The 17,395-nt window shown below is 74.3% G+C and carries 9 protein-coding genes; 7 read left to right on the forward strand and 2 right to left on the reverse strand.

The features are described from left to right. Window positions 1-86 precede the first annotated feature (86 nt). The 3 genes from AMIR_RS11400 (at window position 87) to AMIR_RS11410 (ending at window position 4,018) form a co-directional block, all read left to right on the forward strand. The gene (locus AMIR_RS11400; protein ID WP_015801102.1) at window positions 87-1,058 is read left to right on the forward strand and encodes an AAA family ATPase; all 972 of its coding nucleotides are present in this window, start codon (window positions 87-89) and stop codon (window positions 1,056-1,058) included. Continuing rightward, complete coding sequence (locus tag AMIR_RS11405; protein ID WP_015801103.1) at window positions 1,055-2,179, forward strand: DUF58 domain-containing protein; 1,125 nt, start codon at window positions 1,055-1,057, stop codon at window positions 2,177-2,179. Before AMIR_RS11400 ends, AMIR_RS11405 begins: the two co-directional genes overlap by 4 nt. A gap of 171 nt (window positions 2,180-2,350) precedes the next feature. Continuing rightward, on the forward strand, window positions 2,351-4,018 hold the full coding sequence (locus tag AMIR_RS11410; RefSeq protein WP_015801104.1) for an AMP-binding protein: 1,668 nt from the start codon (window positions 2,351-2,353) through the stop codon (window positions 4,016-4,018). A 302-nt stretch (window positions 4,019-4,320) separates the two neighbouring features. Here AMIR_RS11410 and AMIR_RS11415 read toward each other — a convergent pair whose 3' ends face one another. Beyond that, window positions 4,321-4,542 carry a hypothetical protein gene (locus tag AMIR_RS11415; RefSeq protein ID WP_015801105.1) on the reverse strand — a complete coding sequence of 74 codons (222 nt, stop codon included), beginning with the start codon at window positions 4,540-4,542 and terminating at the stop codon, window positions 4,321-4,323. Window positions 4,543-4,765: 223 nt separating this feature from the next. On the opposite strand from AMIR_RS11415, the gene icmF reads away from it, so the two are divergent. Beyond that, window positions 4,766-8,044, forward strand: coding sequence for a fused isobutyryl-CoA mutase/GTPase IcmF (gene icmF / locus AMIR_RS11420; RefSeq protein ID WP_015801106.1), 3,279 nt, complete (start codon window positions 4,766-4,768; stop codon window positions 8,042-8,044). Window positions 8,045-8,149: 105 nt separating this feature from the next. Then, window positions 8,150-9,034: a tetratricopeptide repeat protein gene (locus tag AMIR_RS35515; protein ID WP_049796797.1), complete on the forward strand. Its 885-nt coding sequence runs from the start codon at window positions 8,150-8,152 to the stop codon at window positions 9,032-9,034. A gap of 235 nt (window positions 9,035-9,269) precedes the next feature. On the opposite strand, the gene AMIR_RS11430 is transcribed toward AMIR_RS35515, so the two are convergent. Beyond that, window positions 9,270-11,543 carry an SDR family oxidoreductase gene (locus AMIR_RS11430; RefSeq protein WP_245554606.1) on the reverse strand — a complete coding sequence of 758 codons (2,274 nt, stop codon included), beginning with the start codon at window positions 11,541-11,543 and terminating at the stop codon, window positions 9,270-9,272. 340 nt (window positions 11,544-11,883) lie between these two features. Between AMIR_RS11430 and AMIR_RS11435 the strand changes: the two genes are divergently transcribed. Further along, a complete protein-coding gene (locus AMIR_RS11435) occupies window positions 11,884-13,926 on the forward strand; it encodes a DNA gyrase/topoisomerase IV subunit B (protein WP_015801109.1) in 2,043 nt (680 codons plus the stop codon). A 20-nt stretch (window positions 13,927-13,946) separates the two neighbouring features. Next, window positions 13,947-17,378, forward strand: a complete 3,432-nt coding sequence (locus AMIR_RS11440) for a DNA topoisomerase (ATP-hydrolyzing) (protein ID WP_015801110.1) — start codon at window positions 13,947-13,949, stop codon at window positions 17,376-17,378. The last annotated feature ends 17 nt before the right edge of the window (window positions 17,379-17,395 follow it).

A 17,395-nucleotide genomic window follows, 5' to 3' on the forward strand; every position in this document is an offset into this window, starting at 1 on the left:
GCGGTGCTGCCGGTCGATCCGGCCAGGTCCCCCCTGCCCGGCCGTGACCGCCCCCCGGCGCGGCCCCCGGTCGAACGAGGAGTCCGGTGACCAGTACTGCCACCCCCGCGATCGGCGCCGACGAGATCGCCGCGTTCCGCGAGCTGCACACCCGGCTCGGCGACGCCGTCGCCACCGCCCTGCTCGGCAAGCGCGACGTCGTCGACCTCGTGCTCGTGTCCCTGTTCGCGGGCGGCCACGTGCTCCTGGAGGACGTGCCCGGAACCGGCAAGACCACGCTCGCCCGCGCCGTCGCCGCCGCGCTCGGCGGGGTGTCCCGGCGGGTCCAGCTCACCCCCGACCTGCTGCCCTCCGACCTCACCGGCGCCCCGGTGTACGACCCGCAGACCGGCCAGGTCCGCTTCCGCCCCGGCCCCGTCTTCGCGAACGTCCTGCTCGCCGACGAGCTCAACCGCGCCTCCGCCAGGACCCAGTCCGCGCTGCTGGAGGTCATGGCCGAGGGCACCGTCACCGCCGACGGCGTCACGCACGCCGTGCCCGCCCCGTTCCTGGTGGTCGCCACCCAGAACCCCGTCGACCTGGACGGCACCTACCGGCTGCCCGAGGCCCAGCTCGACCGGTTCGCCCTGCGCACCGCCCTCGGCTACCCCGACGCCCCGCACGAGCTGGACGTGCTGCGCCCCGGCAGCGGCGCGGGCCGCGTCTCGGCGGTGCCCACCGTCACCTCGCCGCAGGTCGTCGCCGACCACGGCCGCAGGCTCGCCGCCGTGCACGTCCCCGAGCCGGTCCTGCGCCACCTCACCGACCTGGCCGCCACCACCCGCACCGACCCGCGCCTGCGCCTGGGCGTCAGCACCAGGGGCCTGCGGTCGCTGGTGCGCTGCGCCCAGGTCCTGGCCGCCACTCGGGGCCGCCACACCGTCGAGCCGGGCGACGTGCGGGAGCTGGTCGACCCGGTCCTCGCGCACCGCCTCCAGCTCACCAGGCAGGCCCAGCTCGCGGGCGTCACCACGACCGAGGTGCTCGCCGAGGCCGCCGCGGCCCTGGGCGACCGGTGACCCGCGTCCGCCTCACCGGCCGGGGCGCGCTCGCGCTCGCGGTCGGCGCGGCCCTGCTCGCGGCGGGCGCCCTGCACCCCGCGCTCGCCGCGCTCGGCCTCGCCCCCGTCGCCCTGACCTGCGCGGTCTTCCTGCTCGCCGCCCGTCAGGTCCCGGCCCGCCCGCGCCGCACCGTGCGGCCGTCGGCCGTGCGCAGGCTCGACCCGTGCACCCGCACGATCGAGCTGACCGCCCCCGGCGGGCGGCTGACCGCGCGGTTCGCCGCCACCGAGTGCCTCGACGGGCGGGACGTGCCGGTCCGGTTCCCGGTGCTGCGCCCCGGCGGGACGACCACCGCCGAGTACCCGGTGCCGACCGGCCGGCGCGGTGTGCTCACCCTCGGCCCGCTGGTGCTGACCAGGCGCGGACCGGTCGGGCTGGTCGTGAGCCGGACCGAGCTGACCGACCTCGACCAGGTGCGGGTGGCGCCCAGGGTGCTGCCGGTGCGCGGGATGCCCGGCCGGGTCCGGCGCGGCCTGGTCGGCGCGGACGAGCTGGTCGAGTCGGACGTCGACCCGGTGCTGCGCCCGCACCGGCCCGGCGACGCGCTGCGCGGGCTGCACTGGGCCGCGTCCGCGCGGGCGGGCGGGCTCGTCGTCCGGGAGGACGCCGCGCCGACGCGCCCGCGCCTGGCGGTGCTGCTGGACGACCGCGCCGCCTCCCACCCCGACCCCGCCGGGTTCGAGGACGCCGTGGAGGTCGCCGCGTCGCTGCTGGTCGCGGCGGTCGACGAGGGGCACCCGGCGCACCTGCTGTCCGCAGGGGGAGCGCTGGACGTGGAGCTGGCCGCGCACGACGCCGACCTCGCGCGCACCGGGCTGGCCGACGTGGCGCTCGCGCCGGGGGAGCGCGACGCCACGACCGTCCCCGAGCGGGACCTGGACGTGGTCGCCGCGGTGAGCGGACCGGGCGCGGACCTGGCGGCGCTCGTGCTGGAGGCCGCGCGGGCCTCGGTGGGCGTGGTCCTGGTGCTGGACGCGGCGGCCGTGCCGGAGGTCACCGCGCGCGGGACCGTCCTGGTGCTGCGCGCGCCCTCCGCCGAGGGCCTGGTGGACGCCTGGAACGCGGCGGTCGCCCGGTGATCGGCCCGGTGACCCCGCCGACCACCTGACCAAACGGACGGCCCAGCGCCTCCCGGCATCCGGGACACGGACAATTCCGGGCGCCGCCGCGAACCCGGCAAAAACCCCTGCCACCTGTGCTTTTCCCCATCGGCACTGGCTATTCCGGTCCGTGGGAGGAAGCATTCCGGCATGGACTTCCGCCAAGCCCGCGACTTCCTCCTCCAGCACGCCGACGACCACGACGCCGCCCGCGCGGGCTTCGCCTGGCCCGACCTCGCCGAGTTCAACTGGGCGCTGGACTGGTTCGACGAGATCGCCCGCGACAACGACCGCACCGCGCTGTGGATCGTGGAGGAGGACGGCTCCGAGGGCCGCTGGTCGTTCGCCGAGCTGTCCCGCCGCTCCGCGCAGGTCGCGAACTGGCTGCGCGGCAACGGCGTCGCGCGCGGCGACCGGGTCGTGCTCATGCTCGGCAACCAGGTGCAGCTGTGGGAGACCCTGCTCGGCGCGATGAAGCTCGGCGCGGTCGTCATCCCCGCCACCACCCTGCTCGGCCCGGAGGACCTGCGCGACCGGATCGAGCGCGGCGGCGCGCGGCACGTGGTCGTCACGAGCGGGGACGCGCCCAAGTTCGCCGAGGTCCCCGGCGACTACACCCGCATCGCGGTCGGCGCCCCGGTCGACGGCTGGCTCGACTTCGCCGACAGCGAGCGCGCCGACGCCGCGTTCACCCCGGACGCGCCCACCCGCGCCGACGACACCCTGCTGCTCTACTTCACCTCCGGCACCACCGCCGCGCCCAAGCTGGTCGAGCACACCCACGTCTCCTACCCGGTCGGGCACCTGTCCACCATGTACTGGCAGGGCCTGCGCCCCGGCGACGTGCACCTGAACATCTCCTCGCCCGGCTGGGCCAAGCACGCCTGGAGCAACGTCTTCGCCCCGTGGAACGCCGAGGCCACGGTGTTCGTGCACAACTACCGCCGGTTCGACGCGGCCCGGCTGATGGCGGAGATGGACCGCTGCGGGGTGACCAGCTTCTGCGCGCCGCCGACCGTGTGGCGGATGCTCATCCAGGCCGACCTGACCGCGCTGCGCGTGCCGCCCCGGAAGGCCGTCGGCGCGGGCGAGCCGCTCAACCCGGAGGTGATCGAGCAGGTCGCGAAGGCGTGGGGGGTGACCGTGCGGGACGGGTTCGGGCAGACCGAGACGACCGTGCAGATCGCCAACACCCCCGGCCAGCCGGTCAAGCCGGGGTCGATGGGCAGGCCGGCGCCCGGTTACGAGGTGGTGCTGGTCGACCCGATCACCGGGGAGCCGGGGACCGAGGGCGAGATCTGCCTCGACCTGTCCCGCAGGCCGCTCGGGCTGATGGTCGGCTACCACGGCGACCCGGAGCGCACCGCCGAGGTGATGCGCGGCGGCTACTACCACACCGGGGACGTCGCGTCGGTGGACGAGGACGGGCACCTGACGTACGTGGGGCGCACGGACGACCTGTTCAAGTCCTCGGACTACCGGATCTCGCCGTTCGAGCTGGAGAGCGTGCTGCTGGAGCACGACGCGGTGGCGGAGGCGGCGGTCGTGCCCTCGCCGGACCCGGTGCGGCTGGCGGTGCCGAAGGCGCACGTGGTGCTCGCGCCCGGCTGGGAGCCGACGGCGGAGACGGCGCTGGCGGTGCTGCGGCACGCGCGGGAGCGGCTGGCCCCGTACAAGCGGGTGCGGCGGCTGGAGTTCGGGCCGCTGCCCAAGACGATCTCCGGGAAGATCCGCCGGGTCGAGCTGCGCGAGCAGGAGGACGGCGGGCGCCCCGACGGCGAGCACCGCGAGGAGGACTTCCCGCAGCTGCGCGGGTGACCGGCGGCTTTCGAGGGCCGACCCCCGCGTGCAAGGAGCGCGGGGGCGGGGCCCCTGGAACTTCGTCCGCCCCACGGCACGGGGGCGGGCAGCGCTAGTGCTTCACAGTGGACTTCGAGCTTGGTCCTCCCGGCGGACCGTCCACGGTGACGGACCGGTCGCGGAGCGGCAGGGGCCCGAGGCGGTGGCCGGTCGGTGGTCTGCCGGGTGCTGCTGGTGGCGCCTGCTGCGGCGCTGCGGACGCCGTGCGGTGGACCCGTTCGGTGCTCACGCCACGCGCGTTCGCGGTTCCGGCCCTACGCTCACTCCTGCGGGTCCGGCTTGCGCCTGCGCCCGCCCCCGGACGTCGAGGCGCGCGACTGCGGCTCGGCCGTCTCGACCGGGAGTCCGGCGCCGGGCGTGCCGAGGCCGGGCGTGAGCCCGGAGGTGATGCCCGGAACAGGCGCGGGCTTGGGCGCTTCACCGGTCGTGCCGTCGCCGAGGTGGATGGCTGCCAACTCGTCGTAGATCGGTGTGTTGGTCATCGATGGTCCTTACCCCTTTTGGTCGCAAGTTACACGCTGGCCGCAGGCAAAAGCGCGCAGGGTCGCTCCCCCGATCCCCCCGCTGGTGGCCGTGACCAGAAATCCTCCGACTTCCGATAGACGGACTTCCTAGTATCGTCGGGCGCAGGCCCCGCCGACCGGCGATCCCGGCGGCCTCGGGCCACCGCGCAGGTCAAGCGACAGCGAAGTCGGAGGACTGACCGTGACCGCCGCTCCCCAGCCGCACGTGCCCCGCAACCCGGTCCGCTTCGTGACCGCGGCGAGCCTGTTCGACGGCCACGACGCCGCCATCAACATCATGCGCCGCATCCTCCAGTCGCAGGGCGCGGAGGTGGTCCACCTGGGCCACAACCGCTCGGTCCGCGAGGTGGTCGACGCCGCCGTCCAGGAGGACGTCCAGGGCGTGGCCATCAGCGCCTACCAGGGCGGGCACGTCGAGTACTTCACCTACCTCGTGGACCTGCTGCGCGAGCGCGGCGCGGGCCACGTCAAGGTGTTCGGCGGCGGTGGCGGCGTGATCGTGCCCGAGGAGATCGAGCTGCTGCACGAGCGCGGCGTGACCCGGATCTTCTCGCCCGCCGACGGCCAGGAGCTCGGGCTGGCCCGGATGATCAACCTGATGGTGCGCGAGTGCGACCACGACCTCGCCGACCCCGCCCGCGTCGACCGGTCCGCCCTGCGCACCGGCAGCCCCGACGCGCTCGCCGCGACCATCACCCTGGCCGAGGCGGGCCGCCTGCCCGGCGGGCTGCGCGCCGAGCTGGAGGCCGCCGCGTCCGCCCGCCGGGTGCCCGTGCTGGGCATCACCGGCACCGGCGGCTCCGGCAAGTCCTCCCTCACCGACGAGCTGGTCCGCCGCTTCCGCCTGGACCAGCAGGACAAGCTCCGCATCGCCGTCCTCGCCGTCGACCCCACCCGCCGTCGCGGTGGCGGCGCGCTGCTGGGCGACCGCATCCGGATGAACTGCCTGGAGGGCGACCGGGTGTTCTTCCGGTCCCTGGCCACCCGGCGCGCGGGCTCCGAGGTGCCGGACGGGCTGTCCGACGCGATCCTCGCCTGCAAGGCCGCCGGGTTCGACCTGGTCGTGGTGGAGACGCCCGGCATCGGGCAGGGCGACGCGGCGATCGTGCCGTTCGTCGACCGGTCCCTGTACGTGATGACCCCGGAGTTCGGCGCGGCCTCCCAGCTGGAGAAGATCGACATGCTGGACTACGCCGACGCCGTGGCGATCAACAAGTTCGAGCGGCGCGGCGCCGACGACGCGCGCCGGGACGTGGCCCGCCAGCTCGTGCGCAACCGGGAGGCGTTCGGGTCGTCCTGGGAGGACATGCCGGTCTACGGCACCAGCGCCGCCACGTTCAACGACGACGGCGTCACCGCCCTCTACCAGCACCTGCGCGACGGGCTCGCCGAGCACGGGCTCCAGCTGGACGAGGGCGCGCTGCCCCTGGTGGGCGGCCGGGTGTCCACGGCGGCGGCCACCGTCGTGCCCGCCTCCCGGTCCCGCTACCTGGCCGAGATCGCCGAGACCGTGCGGGGCTACCACCGGGCCACCGAGACCCAGGTCGACGCCGTGCGCAGGCTCGCGCACCTGGAGGCCGCCCGCGCCGAGCTGGTCGCCGCGGGTCACGCCGGCCCCGCGGGGCAGGCCGGCTCCGCGGGTCAGGCCGTCGGCGCCCTGGACGAGCTGCTCGCGGGCGCGCGCCGCCGCGTCGACGGGACCGCCGCCGAGCTGCTGGAGACCTGGCCGTCCGTGGTGGCGGACTACTCCGGCGACGAGCTGGTGGTGAAGGTCCGCGACCGCGAGCTGCGCACCGCCCTGACCCGCACCACGCTGTCCGGCAACCGGGTGCGCCGCGTCGCGCTGCCCCGGCACGACGAGCCCGGCGCGCTGCTGCGGTTCCTGCGCGCCGAGAACCTGCCCGGCCGCTTCCCGTTCACCGCCGGGGTGTTCCCGTTCAAGCGCGAGGGCGAGGACCCGGCGCGCATGTTCGCCGGCGAGGGCGACGCGTTCCGCACCAACCGGCGGTTCAAGTACCTCTCGCAGGGCTCGGCCGCGACCCGGCTGTCCACCGCGTTCGACTCGGTCACCCTCTACGGGCGCGACCCCGACACCCCGCCGGACGTGTACGGCAAGGTTGGCACGTCCGGGGTGTCCATCGCGACCCTGGAGGACATGCGGGCCCTGTACGCCGGGTTCGACCTGACCGCGCCCACCACGTCGGTGTCCATGACCATCAACGGGCCCGCGCCGACCATCCTGGCGTTCTTCCTGAACACGGTGATCGACCAGCGGGTGGACGCGTTCCGCGCCGAGCACGACCGCGAGCCCGACGAGGGGGAGCGGGAGGAGCTGACCGCGTGGGCGCTGGCGAACGTGCGCGGCACCGTGCAGGCGGACATCCTCAAGGAGGACCAGGGGCAGAACACCTGCATCTTCTCCACCGAGTTCAGCCTGCGGATGATGGCCGACGTGCAGGAGTGGTTCATCCGGCGCGGGGTGCGGAACTTCTACTCGGTGTCGATCTCCGGCTACCACATCGCCGAGGCCGGGGCGAACCCCATCAGCCAGCTCGCGTTCACCCTGGCGAACGGGTTCACCTACGTCGAGTCGTACCTGGCGCGCGGCATGGCGATCGACGACTTCGCGCCGAACCTGTCGTTCTTCTTCTCGAACGGGATGGACGCCGAGTACAGCGTCATCGGGCGGGTGGCGCGGCGGATCTGGGCCGTGACGATGCGGGACAGGTACGGCGCGGGGGAGCGGTCGCAGAAGTTCAAGTACCACGTGCAGACCTCCGGGCGGTCGCTGCACGCGCAGGAGATGGACTTCAACGACATCCGCACCACGCTGCAGGCGCTGTGCGCGCTGTACGACAACTGCAACTCGTTGCACACCAACGCCTACGACGAGGCGGTGACCACCCCGACCGAGTCGTCGGTGCGGCGCGCCATGGCCATCCAGCTGATCATCAACCGGGAGTGGGGGCTGTCGCTCAACGAGAACCCGCTGCAGGGCTCGTTCGTGATCGACGAGCTGACCGACCTGGTGGAGGAGGCGGTGCTCGCCGAGTTCGACCGGATCTCCGAGCGCGGCGGGGTGCTCGGGGCGATGGAGACCGGGTACCAGCGCGGGCGCATCCAGGACGAGTCGATGCTGTACGAGCAGCGCAAGCACGACGGGACGCTGCCGCTGGTCGGGGTGAACACGTTCCTGCCCGAGCACGGCGGCGGCGAGCCGGTGGTGATCGAGCTGGCGCGGGCGACGGAGGACGAGAAGCGCTCGCAGGTCGAGCGCACCCGCGACTTCGCGGCCCGCAACGCGGACGCGGCGGGGGAGGCGCTGCGGCGGCTCAAGGCCGCGGCGGCGTCGGGGGAGAACGTGTTCGAGGTGCTGGTGGACGCGGCGCGGGTGTGCACGCTCGGGCAGGTCACGGAGGCGTTCTTCGAGGTCGGGGGGCAGTACCGGCGCAACGTGTGAGCCGGTCCGGGCGAGTCCGGCCGAACGCGCGCGGGAGCGGTGCCAGCGTGCCACGATCGGGTGACACTGGTAGTGCTGATCGCTGTCACGCGGGGTGGAAGCCCGGTGTCCGTGCCGGGCCTGGGGGCTGACCTGGTGGAGCACGGGTGCGCGGGGTGGGGTTGCAGCGGGGTGGTTCCGGGCTCGGCGGCGTGGTCAGCGCGGTCGGCCGGGCGCGGGGCGAGGGCGTGCCGGGACTGCGGGCGGGTGCTGTGCGCGTCCTGCGCGGACCGGCGGACCCGCTGCCTGCCGTGCGGCGGCCCCCTGATCGGGGTCGCCCGATGGGGGCGGCTGCGGGTCGGCCGCCCGCCGGACGCGGTCCGGCTGTGCGCGCAGGGCGCCGCGCTGGCCGCCGACGGCCGGTCGGTCGAGGCCCTGACCAGGTTCGACCACGCGATCCGGGCCCGACCGGACTACGTGGAGGCCCGGTCGCGGCGGGCCGCGCTCCTGGTCGACCGGGGCGACCTGGACGCCGCCCTGGTGGACTGCGACCACGTGCTCGCCCTGGAGCCCGACCACCCGCCCGCGTGGTACGACCGGGCGACAGCGCTCACCCTGCGCGGTCGCCTGCCCGAGGCGGTGGCGGCCTACGACGAGGCGGTCCGCCGCTGCCCCCGCTTCCTGGCCGCGCACGTCAACCGCGCCGTGGCGGTGCTGGAGCTGGGCGATCCGGAACGCGCGCTGCGGCTGTGCGACGAGGCGTCCCGACTCCTGGCGGGCCCCGGCGACCTCGAGGGGGACGACGCCACCGGCACGCACCTGGCGGGCGCGCGCGGCGCGTGCCTGCTGCTCCTGGACCGGCCGGAGGAGGCGCTCGACGCCCTGGACGCGGCGATCGGCGACGGTCCGGGCGAGCCGAACATGCTGCGCAACCGGGCCCTGGCGCTGCTGCGGCTCGGCCGCCACGAGGAAGCGCGGGCCGCGGCGCTGGCGGCGCGCAGAACGCCCTGACGGCGGACGGGAGAGGCGTGACCGGGCCCGGTGCGACCGACCCGACCCGCGCGCACCCGCCGCCGTGCCCGTGCCGCCGCGCTGCCGCCGTCGCGCCACCGCCGCCGCGCCACCGCCGCCGCGCCCGTGCCGCCGTGCCCGTGCCGCCGCGCCACCACCGCCCCCCACCAGCAGAAAGAGGGCGCCCGCCACCCGGCGAGCGCCCCCTCCGCGAACGGTCAGCCCGCCGACGGCCCTACCGGGCCCCCGCCCGGTCCCGAGCCTGCGCGCGCAGCGCCATCGCGGCCCGCTCCAGCGTCCCGAGCACCCCCGGCGGCAGGTCCTGGCTGCGGCCGACGACCTCCTGCAGCATCACCTGCATCGGCGTCGTCTCCTCCGGCTCCACCACCGCCAGCACCTTGAACACCGTGCCCGGCGCGAACAGCACCCGCTCCTGCAGCACGCTCCCGAACGAGTCCACCACCGTCACCCGGCGCCCGGTCGTGGACCACACCACGAACTCCACGCGCCCGTCCACCGGCATCGACGGCCCGGCGACCGTGCTCAGCACCGCCGCGTCCGTCAGCAGGTCCCCGGTGCGCAGCCGCCTGGCCTCGCCCCAGCCCACCGTCACGCCCTGGTGCACCGGCAGCCGCCGCAAACCCGACACCACGCCCGCCGCGTGCGGCCACAACCGGCCGAGCCTGCCGGTGCGGAACGCCTCCGTCAGCAGCTCGTGGTCCTGCGTCAGGAACGCCGACACCGCCGCCAGGTCCGTGACCACGGCCTCGAACGCCTCCGGGTCCGACGGCCGCTCCGCGAGGTGCCTGCACGCCACGGCCGCGTGCTCGCCGTACCGCTCGCCCATCATCCGCCGCAGCGCGTCCCGCTCCATCTCGGTGCTGCGGTGCTCCGGCGGCACGGTCTCCTCGCCGGACTGCTCCTCCCACGTCGGGCTCACCGGCGCGGGCAGCGGCCCGTCCACGCTCAGCGGCACCGGCACCTCCGGCACGGACGGCTCCGGCGGCTCCTCGGCGACCGGCGGGCGCGGCATCGGCGTCGGGTCGCAGAACACCACCTTCAGCAGCCTGCGCACCTCCGGCTCCAGCCGCTCCACCAGCGACGCGCCCGCCACCGCGACCGCGCCCGCCGTCGTGCGGCCGGGCGTGCCCACGGTCAGCCGCGCCCACTCCGGGTCCACCGGCAGCGCCCGCACCTCCGTGGTGGTGCCGTCCTCGGCGTCGTGCACCCACAGCCCGGACGGCACGACCTCCAGCACCACGCCGCCGCCCAGGTCGAACACGCCGGGCGCGCGCTCCACCAGCCCGTGCACCGGCGGCCGGTACGCGGCGACCAGCGGACCGGAGCCCGGCCGGTAGGCGACCTCGGTGACGTAGGGCCGCCACGTCGGCTGCCCCTGCGGGTTGACCGCCACCACCGACGCGCCCATGCGCAGCATCCCCACCGGCAGCCCGGTGTACAGCGCGACCGGCTCACCCAGCTGGTCGGCCACCGACTGGGCGGCGTGCTCCCCGCCGAACCACACCAGCCGCACGCGGGTGCGCGCCGCCGTCGGCAACCCGCCGATCAGCCTGCACACCTCCTCGACCGGGATGGGCGGCTGGCCGGGGCCGCCGACCACGACGGTGAGCACGTTGTCCCGGCACGGCAGCGACAGCACCGCCCGCGCCTCCGGCGAGTTCGGGTCGAACGCCACCCGCTGGGCGCGCAGCCACAACCCGGACGGGATCGGCTCGCTGATGCCGACCTCGCCGGTCGGCCACGGCGAGTTCGGGTCGACTGCCTCCCACTGGGGCACCGGGAACCGGCGGCCCACCGGCGTCGGCGACGCGCCGGGCAGGAACCGCAGCCAGGCGCCGTAGCCGCCGCCCGTCCCGGTCACGAACACCACGCCGGGCACGATCGCCAGCGCCCCGTCCGGGGCCACGACCTCGGCCTGGAGCTGATCGGCGAGCCACTGGGCGGGCGCGGTCGGGCGCATCGACCCGGCGTGCGAGACCACGAGCCGCACCGGCCCGCGACCCTGCAGGGCCACGGCGACGGCGGGCCAGAACGCGGCCTCCTCGGCGGGCGGCACGTCCACCACGACCACGGTGCGCCCGCGCTCCACGGGCAGCGACCTGGCCAGGTGCGTGGCCGACGCGGTCACCCCGGAGGGCTGGCCGATGACGAGCGCGGCGCCCGCGAACGAGGTGGTGAACGGCTCGGGCTCCTCCTGCTGCGGGTAGGCGGGCTCCGGGGCGTACGCGGACGAGGCGGGGCTCAGCGAGCCCGAGCGGCTCTCGCCCTGGGCGGCGCTCCCGATCGGGGAGCTGCCCGGTGTCGAGCCGCCGAGCGCGGGACTGCCGAGCGGGGAACTTCCCGGTGTCGGACTTCCCAGCGTGGAACTTCCCAGCGCCGCGCCGATGGTCCCGGTCGTGGCGTTGGGGTCGGGGTACACGGAGCCCGACGGTTCGGTGTACACCGTGTCGGCGTACGAGTTGTCCGGCGTCACCGGTTCTCCGATCACCGATGGCGGCGGTGGTGGTGGCATGGGGGGCAGGGGGGCCGGTGGGGGCGGTGGGACGACCGGCTCGTCCTTCTGCGAGGAACGGCGGAACATCACAGCGCCCGATCACCTCCAGACAGGTCCGCGAGCACGCCCGCACTCTATCCACATCGTCACCCGATCGTGTCCTTGCCGTCTCCGTTCGCGCACCGTCAGTTGTCCACTGTGGACGTTCTACGCAGCGTTACGCGGCACTGACGCTCGAACGCGTGTTTGACCACCGCCCGACGAAATGTCCGACGGCGCGGCTACCCTCCACTACCGTGAACCGCCCGAAGCGCACCCAGACCAGGGGAGACCGGTGACCGCAGAGATCCTTTACGGGGCCGACGACCTCACCCACCTCGAAGGTCTTGAAGCGGTTCGCAAGCGCCCCGGCATGTACATCGGCTCCACCGACAGCCGAGGGGTCAACCACCTCTTCTCCGAGGTGATCGACAACTCGACCGACGAGGGAGTCGCAGGGCACGCGACCCGCATCACCGTGACCCTTCACCCGGACGGAAGCGTCCAGGTGGATGACGACGGCCGGGGAATCCCGACCGGCGTGCACGCCAAGTCCGGTCTGTCCGGAGTGGAGCTCGTCCTGACCCGCCTGCACGCCGGCGGCAAGTTCGGCGGCTCCGGCTACAAGACCTCGGGCGGCCTGCACGGCGTCGGCGCCTCCGCCGTCAACGCCCTCTCGCACCGCTACGACGTCGTCGTCCGGCGCGAGGGCAAGACCCACGAGATGTCCTTCGCCCACGGCGTCCCCGGCGTCTTCGACGGGCCGGGCCCGAAGGCCGCCTTCACCCGCCAGTCCGGACTCAGGGTCACCGGCCGCACCCGCAAGACCGGCACCTCCACCCGCTACTGGCACGACTCGCGCTACTTCGAGAACGGCGCCGCGCTCGACCACGAGGCCGTGCGCGCGAAGCTGCGCAACACCGCGTTCCTCGTGCCCGGCGTCACCTACGTGCTGCGCTCCGCCGTCGACGGCAAGATCGCCGAGGAGGTCTTCCACTACCCCGGCGGCCTCGCGGACATGGTCGACTTCCTCGCGCCCTCCTCGGAGAAGGCCGTCACCGGCACGATCGTCATCACCGGTGAGGGCGTCTACCACGAGAACGCCGCCGACGAGAACGGCGTCATGCGCTCCAAGGTCGAGCGGCACGCCGAGGTCGAGATCGCGCTGCGCTGGGGGACCGGCTACGAGCGCACGGTGGAGTGCTTCACCAACACCATCCGCAACGTGCACGGCGGCACGCACCGGCGCGGCTTCGAGCGCGCCGTGCTCAAGTCCGTGCAGGAGGCCATCGGCCGCACCAGGGGCCTGCTCAAGCCGAAGGAGGACCCGCCCACCCTCGACGACGTGCTGGAGGGCATGACCGCGGTCGTGCACGTGCGCGTGCCCGAGCCGCAGTTCACCTCGCAGACCAAGGACGAGCTGTCCACCGCGGGCGTCACCAGGGTCGTGCTCGCCCTGGTGGACAAGCACGTCAAGGCGTGGACCGAGGACCGCCGCACCAAGGCGGAGGCCAAGGTCGTCCTCCAGAAGGTCGTCGACGCCGCCCGCGTCCGGCTCACCCAGAAGCAGCAGAAGGACGCGGCCCGCCGCAAGACCGCGCTGGAAGGCGCGGCGATGCCGCCCAAGCTCGTCGACTGCCGCACGACCGGCGTCGCGCGCAGCGAGCTGTTCCTCGTGGAGGGCGACAGCGCGCTCGGCTCGGCGCGCATGGCCCGCGTCTCCGAGTACCAGGCCCTGCTCCCGCTGCGCGGCAAGATCCTCAACGTGCAGAAGGCGAGCCTGGCCGACACGCTGCGCAACGCCGAGATCGCCTCGATCGTGCAAGTCCTGGGCGCGGGCACCGGCCGCACGTTCGACCTGTCGACCATGCGCTACGGCCGCGTCATCCTGATGGCCGACGCCGACGTCGACGGCTCGCACATCCGCACCCTGCTCATCACCCTGTTCGCCAAGTACATGCGACCCGTCATCGAGGACGGCAGGCTGTACGCCGCGATGCCCCCGCTGCACAAGGTCGTCACCAAGGGGCGCAACGCGGAGACCCACTTCACCTTCACCCAGCGCGAGATGGAGCAGAAGGTCGCCCGGTTGGAGCGGGCGGGCAAGACCGTGGTCAAGCCCGTCCCCCGGTTCAAGGGCCTCGGCGAGATGGACGCCGAGGAGCTGTGGGACACCACGATGAACCCCGCCACCCGCTCGGTCCGCCGCATCACCCTCGCCGACGTCGAGGCGGCCGAGGCCGCGCTCGAACTGCTCATGGGCGAGAAGGTGGAACCCCGGCGGGCCTGGCTCGTCGCGTCCGCGGCGCGGGTCGACCAGTCCGCCATCGACGTCTGACGCCAGGAGAACGCTCAGCCATGGCACGCCGCAAGGGACCCGTCACCAGGGTCGACCCGTCCGCTTTCGACAGCGCGGGCGCCAAGGTGATCGACAACTCCCTCACCACCGAGATCGAGGACTCGTACCTGGAGTACGCGTACTCGGTCATCCACTCCCGCGCCCTGCCGGACGCGCGAGACGGCCTCAAGCCGGTGCACCGCCGGATCCTGTTCTCGATGAACGAGCAGAACCACCGGCCGACCTCGCCGTACGTGAAGTCCTCCCGCGTGGTCGGTGACTGCTTCGTGCGGGGCGCGCTCGTGTCCACCCCCTCGGGGGTGCGGCCGATCGAGGAGATCGTGGTCGGCGACCACGTGCTCGACCCGGCGGGTGCGCCCGTCCGGGTGGCGCAGGTGTACGAGAACCCGGTGTCCGAGCTGGTCAGGGTCACGTTCTCGGACGGCCGGACCATCCTGGTCACGCCGGGGCAGCGGTTCCGGGTCCACGCGGCCGGGGACGCGGGCGCAGCGGGCGTCGAGTGGGTCGCCGCGCGCGACCTGGTCGGCCGCCACGCGGTCGCCTTCGGCCCCGGCCGCGCGTCCGCGCTGCTCGGGGAGGGCGACCAGTACGCCCACGTGCTGGGCCTGCTCGCCTCGGCGGGCGTCGACGGTCAGCGGCTGCGGCTGACCGACGAGGGCCCGGCGGACGCCGTCCACGGCTGGGCCATCGCCGCGAACGTGGCCGTGACCAGGGACAAGCTGCCCGCCGAAGGCCCTGGGGGCCGCGACGTGCACGTGCTCGACCTGGACGGCCACGTCGGCGTGCGCGCCGCTGTCGCCTCCGGGGCAGCGCCCGCCGCCGTGCTCCTCCAGCGCGGCCGGTGGGCGGCGTTCCTCGCGGGCGTCTTCGACGGCGCGGGCTCGGTGCGCGACGGCGAGGTCGTCCTCGGCGTGCGCACCGCGCTGCTCGCCGAGCAGGTCGGCGCGCTGCTGGCCGACTGCGGACTGCCCGCGACCAGGGCGGACGGCGAGATCCGGCTGTCCGGCGGGGCCGCCGCCACGCTCGGCGCCGTCCTGCTGCCGTGGGCCCGCTCGGACGCCGAGCAGGACCTGCGCGAGCTGACCGGGGCGTCGCAGGCCCCGGCCCCGGAGGTCGTGTCGGTGGAGCCGGTCGCCCCGGACACCACCTACGACATCCAGGTCGACGCCGACGAGCACGCGTTCGTCGTGGACGGCCTCGTCGTGCACAACTGCATGGGCAAGTACCACCCGCACGGCGACACCGCGATCTACGACGCGATGGTGCGGCTGGCGCAGGACTTCTCGCTCAACACCCCGCTCATCGACGGCCACGGCAACTTCGGCTCCCCGGACGACGGACCGGCTGCCTCGCGCTACACCGAGGCCCGCATGTCCGGCGCGGCGATGCTGCTGGTCGGCGAGCTGGACGAGGACACCGTCGAGTTCCGCCCGAACTACGACGGCTCCCTCACCGAGCCCGCCGTGCTGCCTGCCGCGTTCCCGAACCTGCTGGTCAACGGCACCTCGGGCATCGCGGTCGGCATGGCGACGAACATGATCCCGCACAACCTCGGCGAGGTCGTGGCGGCGGCGAGGCACCTGGTCAAGCACCCGGACGCCGACCTGGAAAAGCTCATGGAGTTCATCCCCGGCCCCGACCTGCCCACGGGCGGGATGCTGCTGGGCCTGGACGAGGTGCGCAAGGCGTACGAGACCGGGCGCGGCGTGGTGCGGATGCGCGCCACGGTCACCACCGGGCCGCTGGAGGGCAGTCGGGGCAGGCAGGCGATCACGGTCACCGAGCTGCCGTACGGCGTCGGCCCGGAGAAGATCATCGAGAAGATCACCGACGAGGTGAACAAGTCCAAGCGGCTCACCGGCATCGCCGACGTCAAGGACCTCACCGACCGGGAGAACGGCATCCGCCTGGTCATCGAGTGCAAGGTCGGCGTCAACCCGCAGGCGCTGCTGGCGGACCTGTACCGGCTCACCCCGCTGGAGCAGTCGTTCGGCATCAACAACCTGGTGCTGGTCGACGGGCAGCCCCAGACGCTCGGGCTCAAGGCGCTGCTGGAGGTGTTCCTGGCCCACCGGTACGAGGTGGTCACCCGGCGCACCAGGTTCCGCCGCCGCAAGCGCGAGGACCGGCTGCACCTGGTCGACGGCCTGCTCAAGGCCCTGATCGACATCGACAAGGTGATCAAGCTGATCCGCCGCAGCGAGAACGCGCAGGCCGCGAAGGAGGGCCTGGTCTCCACGTTCGCGCTGTCCGAGACCCAGGCCGCGTACATCCTGGACACGCCGCTGCGCCGCCTCACCCGGTTCGACTCGGTCGAGCTGGAGGGCGAGCAGGAGCGGCTGCGGGGGGAGATCGCCGAGCTGTCCACGATCCTCGACGACGACAAGGTGCTGCGCCGGGTCGTGTCGAACGAGCTGGGCAAGGTCGCCAAGGACCTCTCCGCCGAGCGCCGCACCACGCTGCTCGACGGCGACCTGAAGGAGGTGCTGGCCGCCTCGCGCACCTCCGGTCCGCTGGAGGTCGCGGACGACCCGTGCCAGGTCGTGCTGTCGGCGACGGGCCTGGTGGCGCGCACCGCCGCCGAGTCCGAGGAGGCCGTGGAGGGGCGCAAGCGCAGCGGCCGGGCCAAGCACGACGCGGTGGCGGCGACCGTGCACACCACCGCGCGCGGGCAGGTGCTGCTGGTGACCAGCAGGGGCCGCGCGTTCAAGACCGACGTGCTGCCGCTGCCGGTGCTGCCGCAGGGCGAGGGCACGCTCTCGCTCAGCGGCGGGGTGCCGGTGCGCGAGCTGGTGGGCCTGGAGGCGGGGGAGCGGGTGGTCGGCATCGCCCCGCTGGGCGAGACCGACTCGCCGGGGCTCGCGCTCGGGACCAAGCAGGGCGTGGTGAAGGTGTGCGCGCCCGAGTGGCCGGTGCGGTCGGACGAGTTCGAGGTGATCGGGCTCAAGGCCGGTGACGAGGTCGTGGGCGCGCAGTGGCTGGCCGACGGCCAGGAGGCGCTGGTGTTCGTGTCCTCGGAGGCGTCGCTGCTGCGGTACGCGGCGTCGCTCGTGCGCCCGCAGGGCCTGCGCGGCGGCGGCATGGCGGGCATCACGCTGCCGGGGGAGGCGTCGGTGGTGTTCTTCGGCGCGGTGCGCACGGACGACGCCGAGCACGGCGAGCCGGTGGTGGTGACCTCGACCGGGCAGAGCGTGAAGGTGACGCCGTTCGACCTGTACCCGGCGAAGGGGCGGGCGACCGGCGGTGTCCGGGCGCACCGGTTCCTCAAGGGCGAGGACGGGCTGGTGCTGGCGTGGGTCGGCGCCCGGCCCGCCGCGGTGACCGAGTCGGGGGCGGCGGTGGAGCTGCCGGAGATCGACCCGCGCCGGGACGGCTCGGGCGCGCCGCACCCCGGTCCGGACGTGATCGGGCACCTGGTGGAACGCGCCTAGCCGGGCGCTCCCCGCAG

The sequence above is a fragment of the Actinosynnema mirum DSM 43827 genome (assembly GCF_000023245.1).
GTDB lineage: Bacteria > Actinomycetota > Actinomycetes > Mycobacteriales > Pseudonocardiaceae > Actinosynnema > Actinosynnema mirum.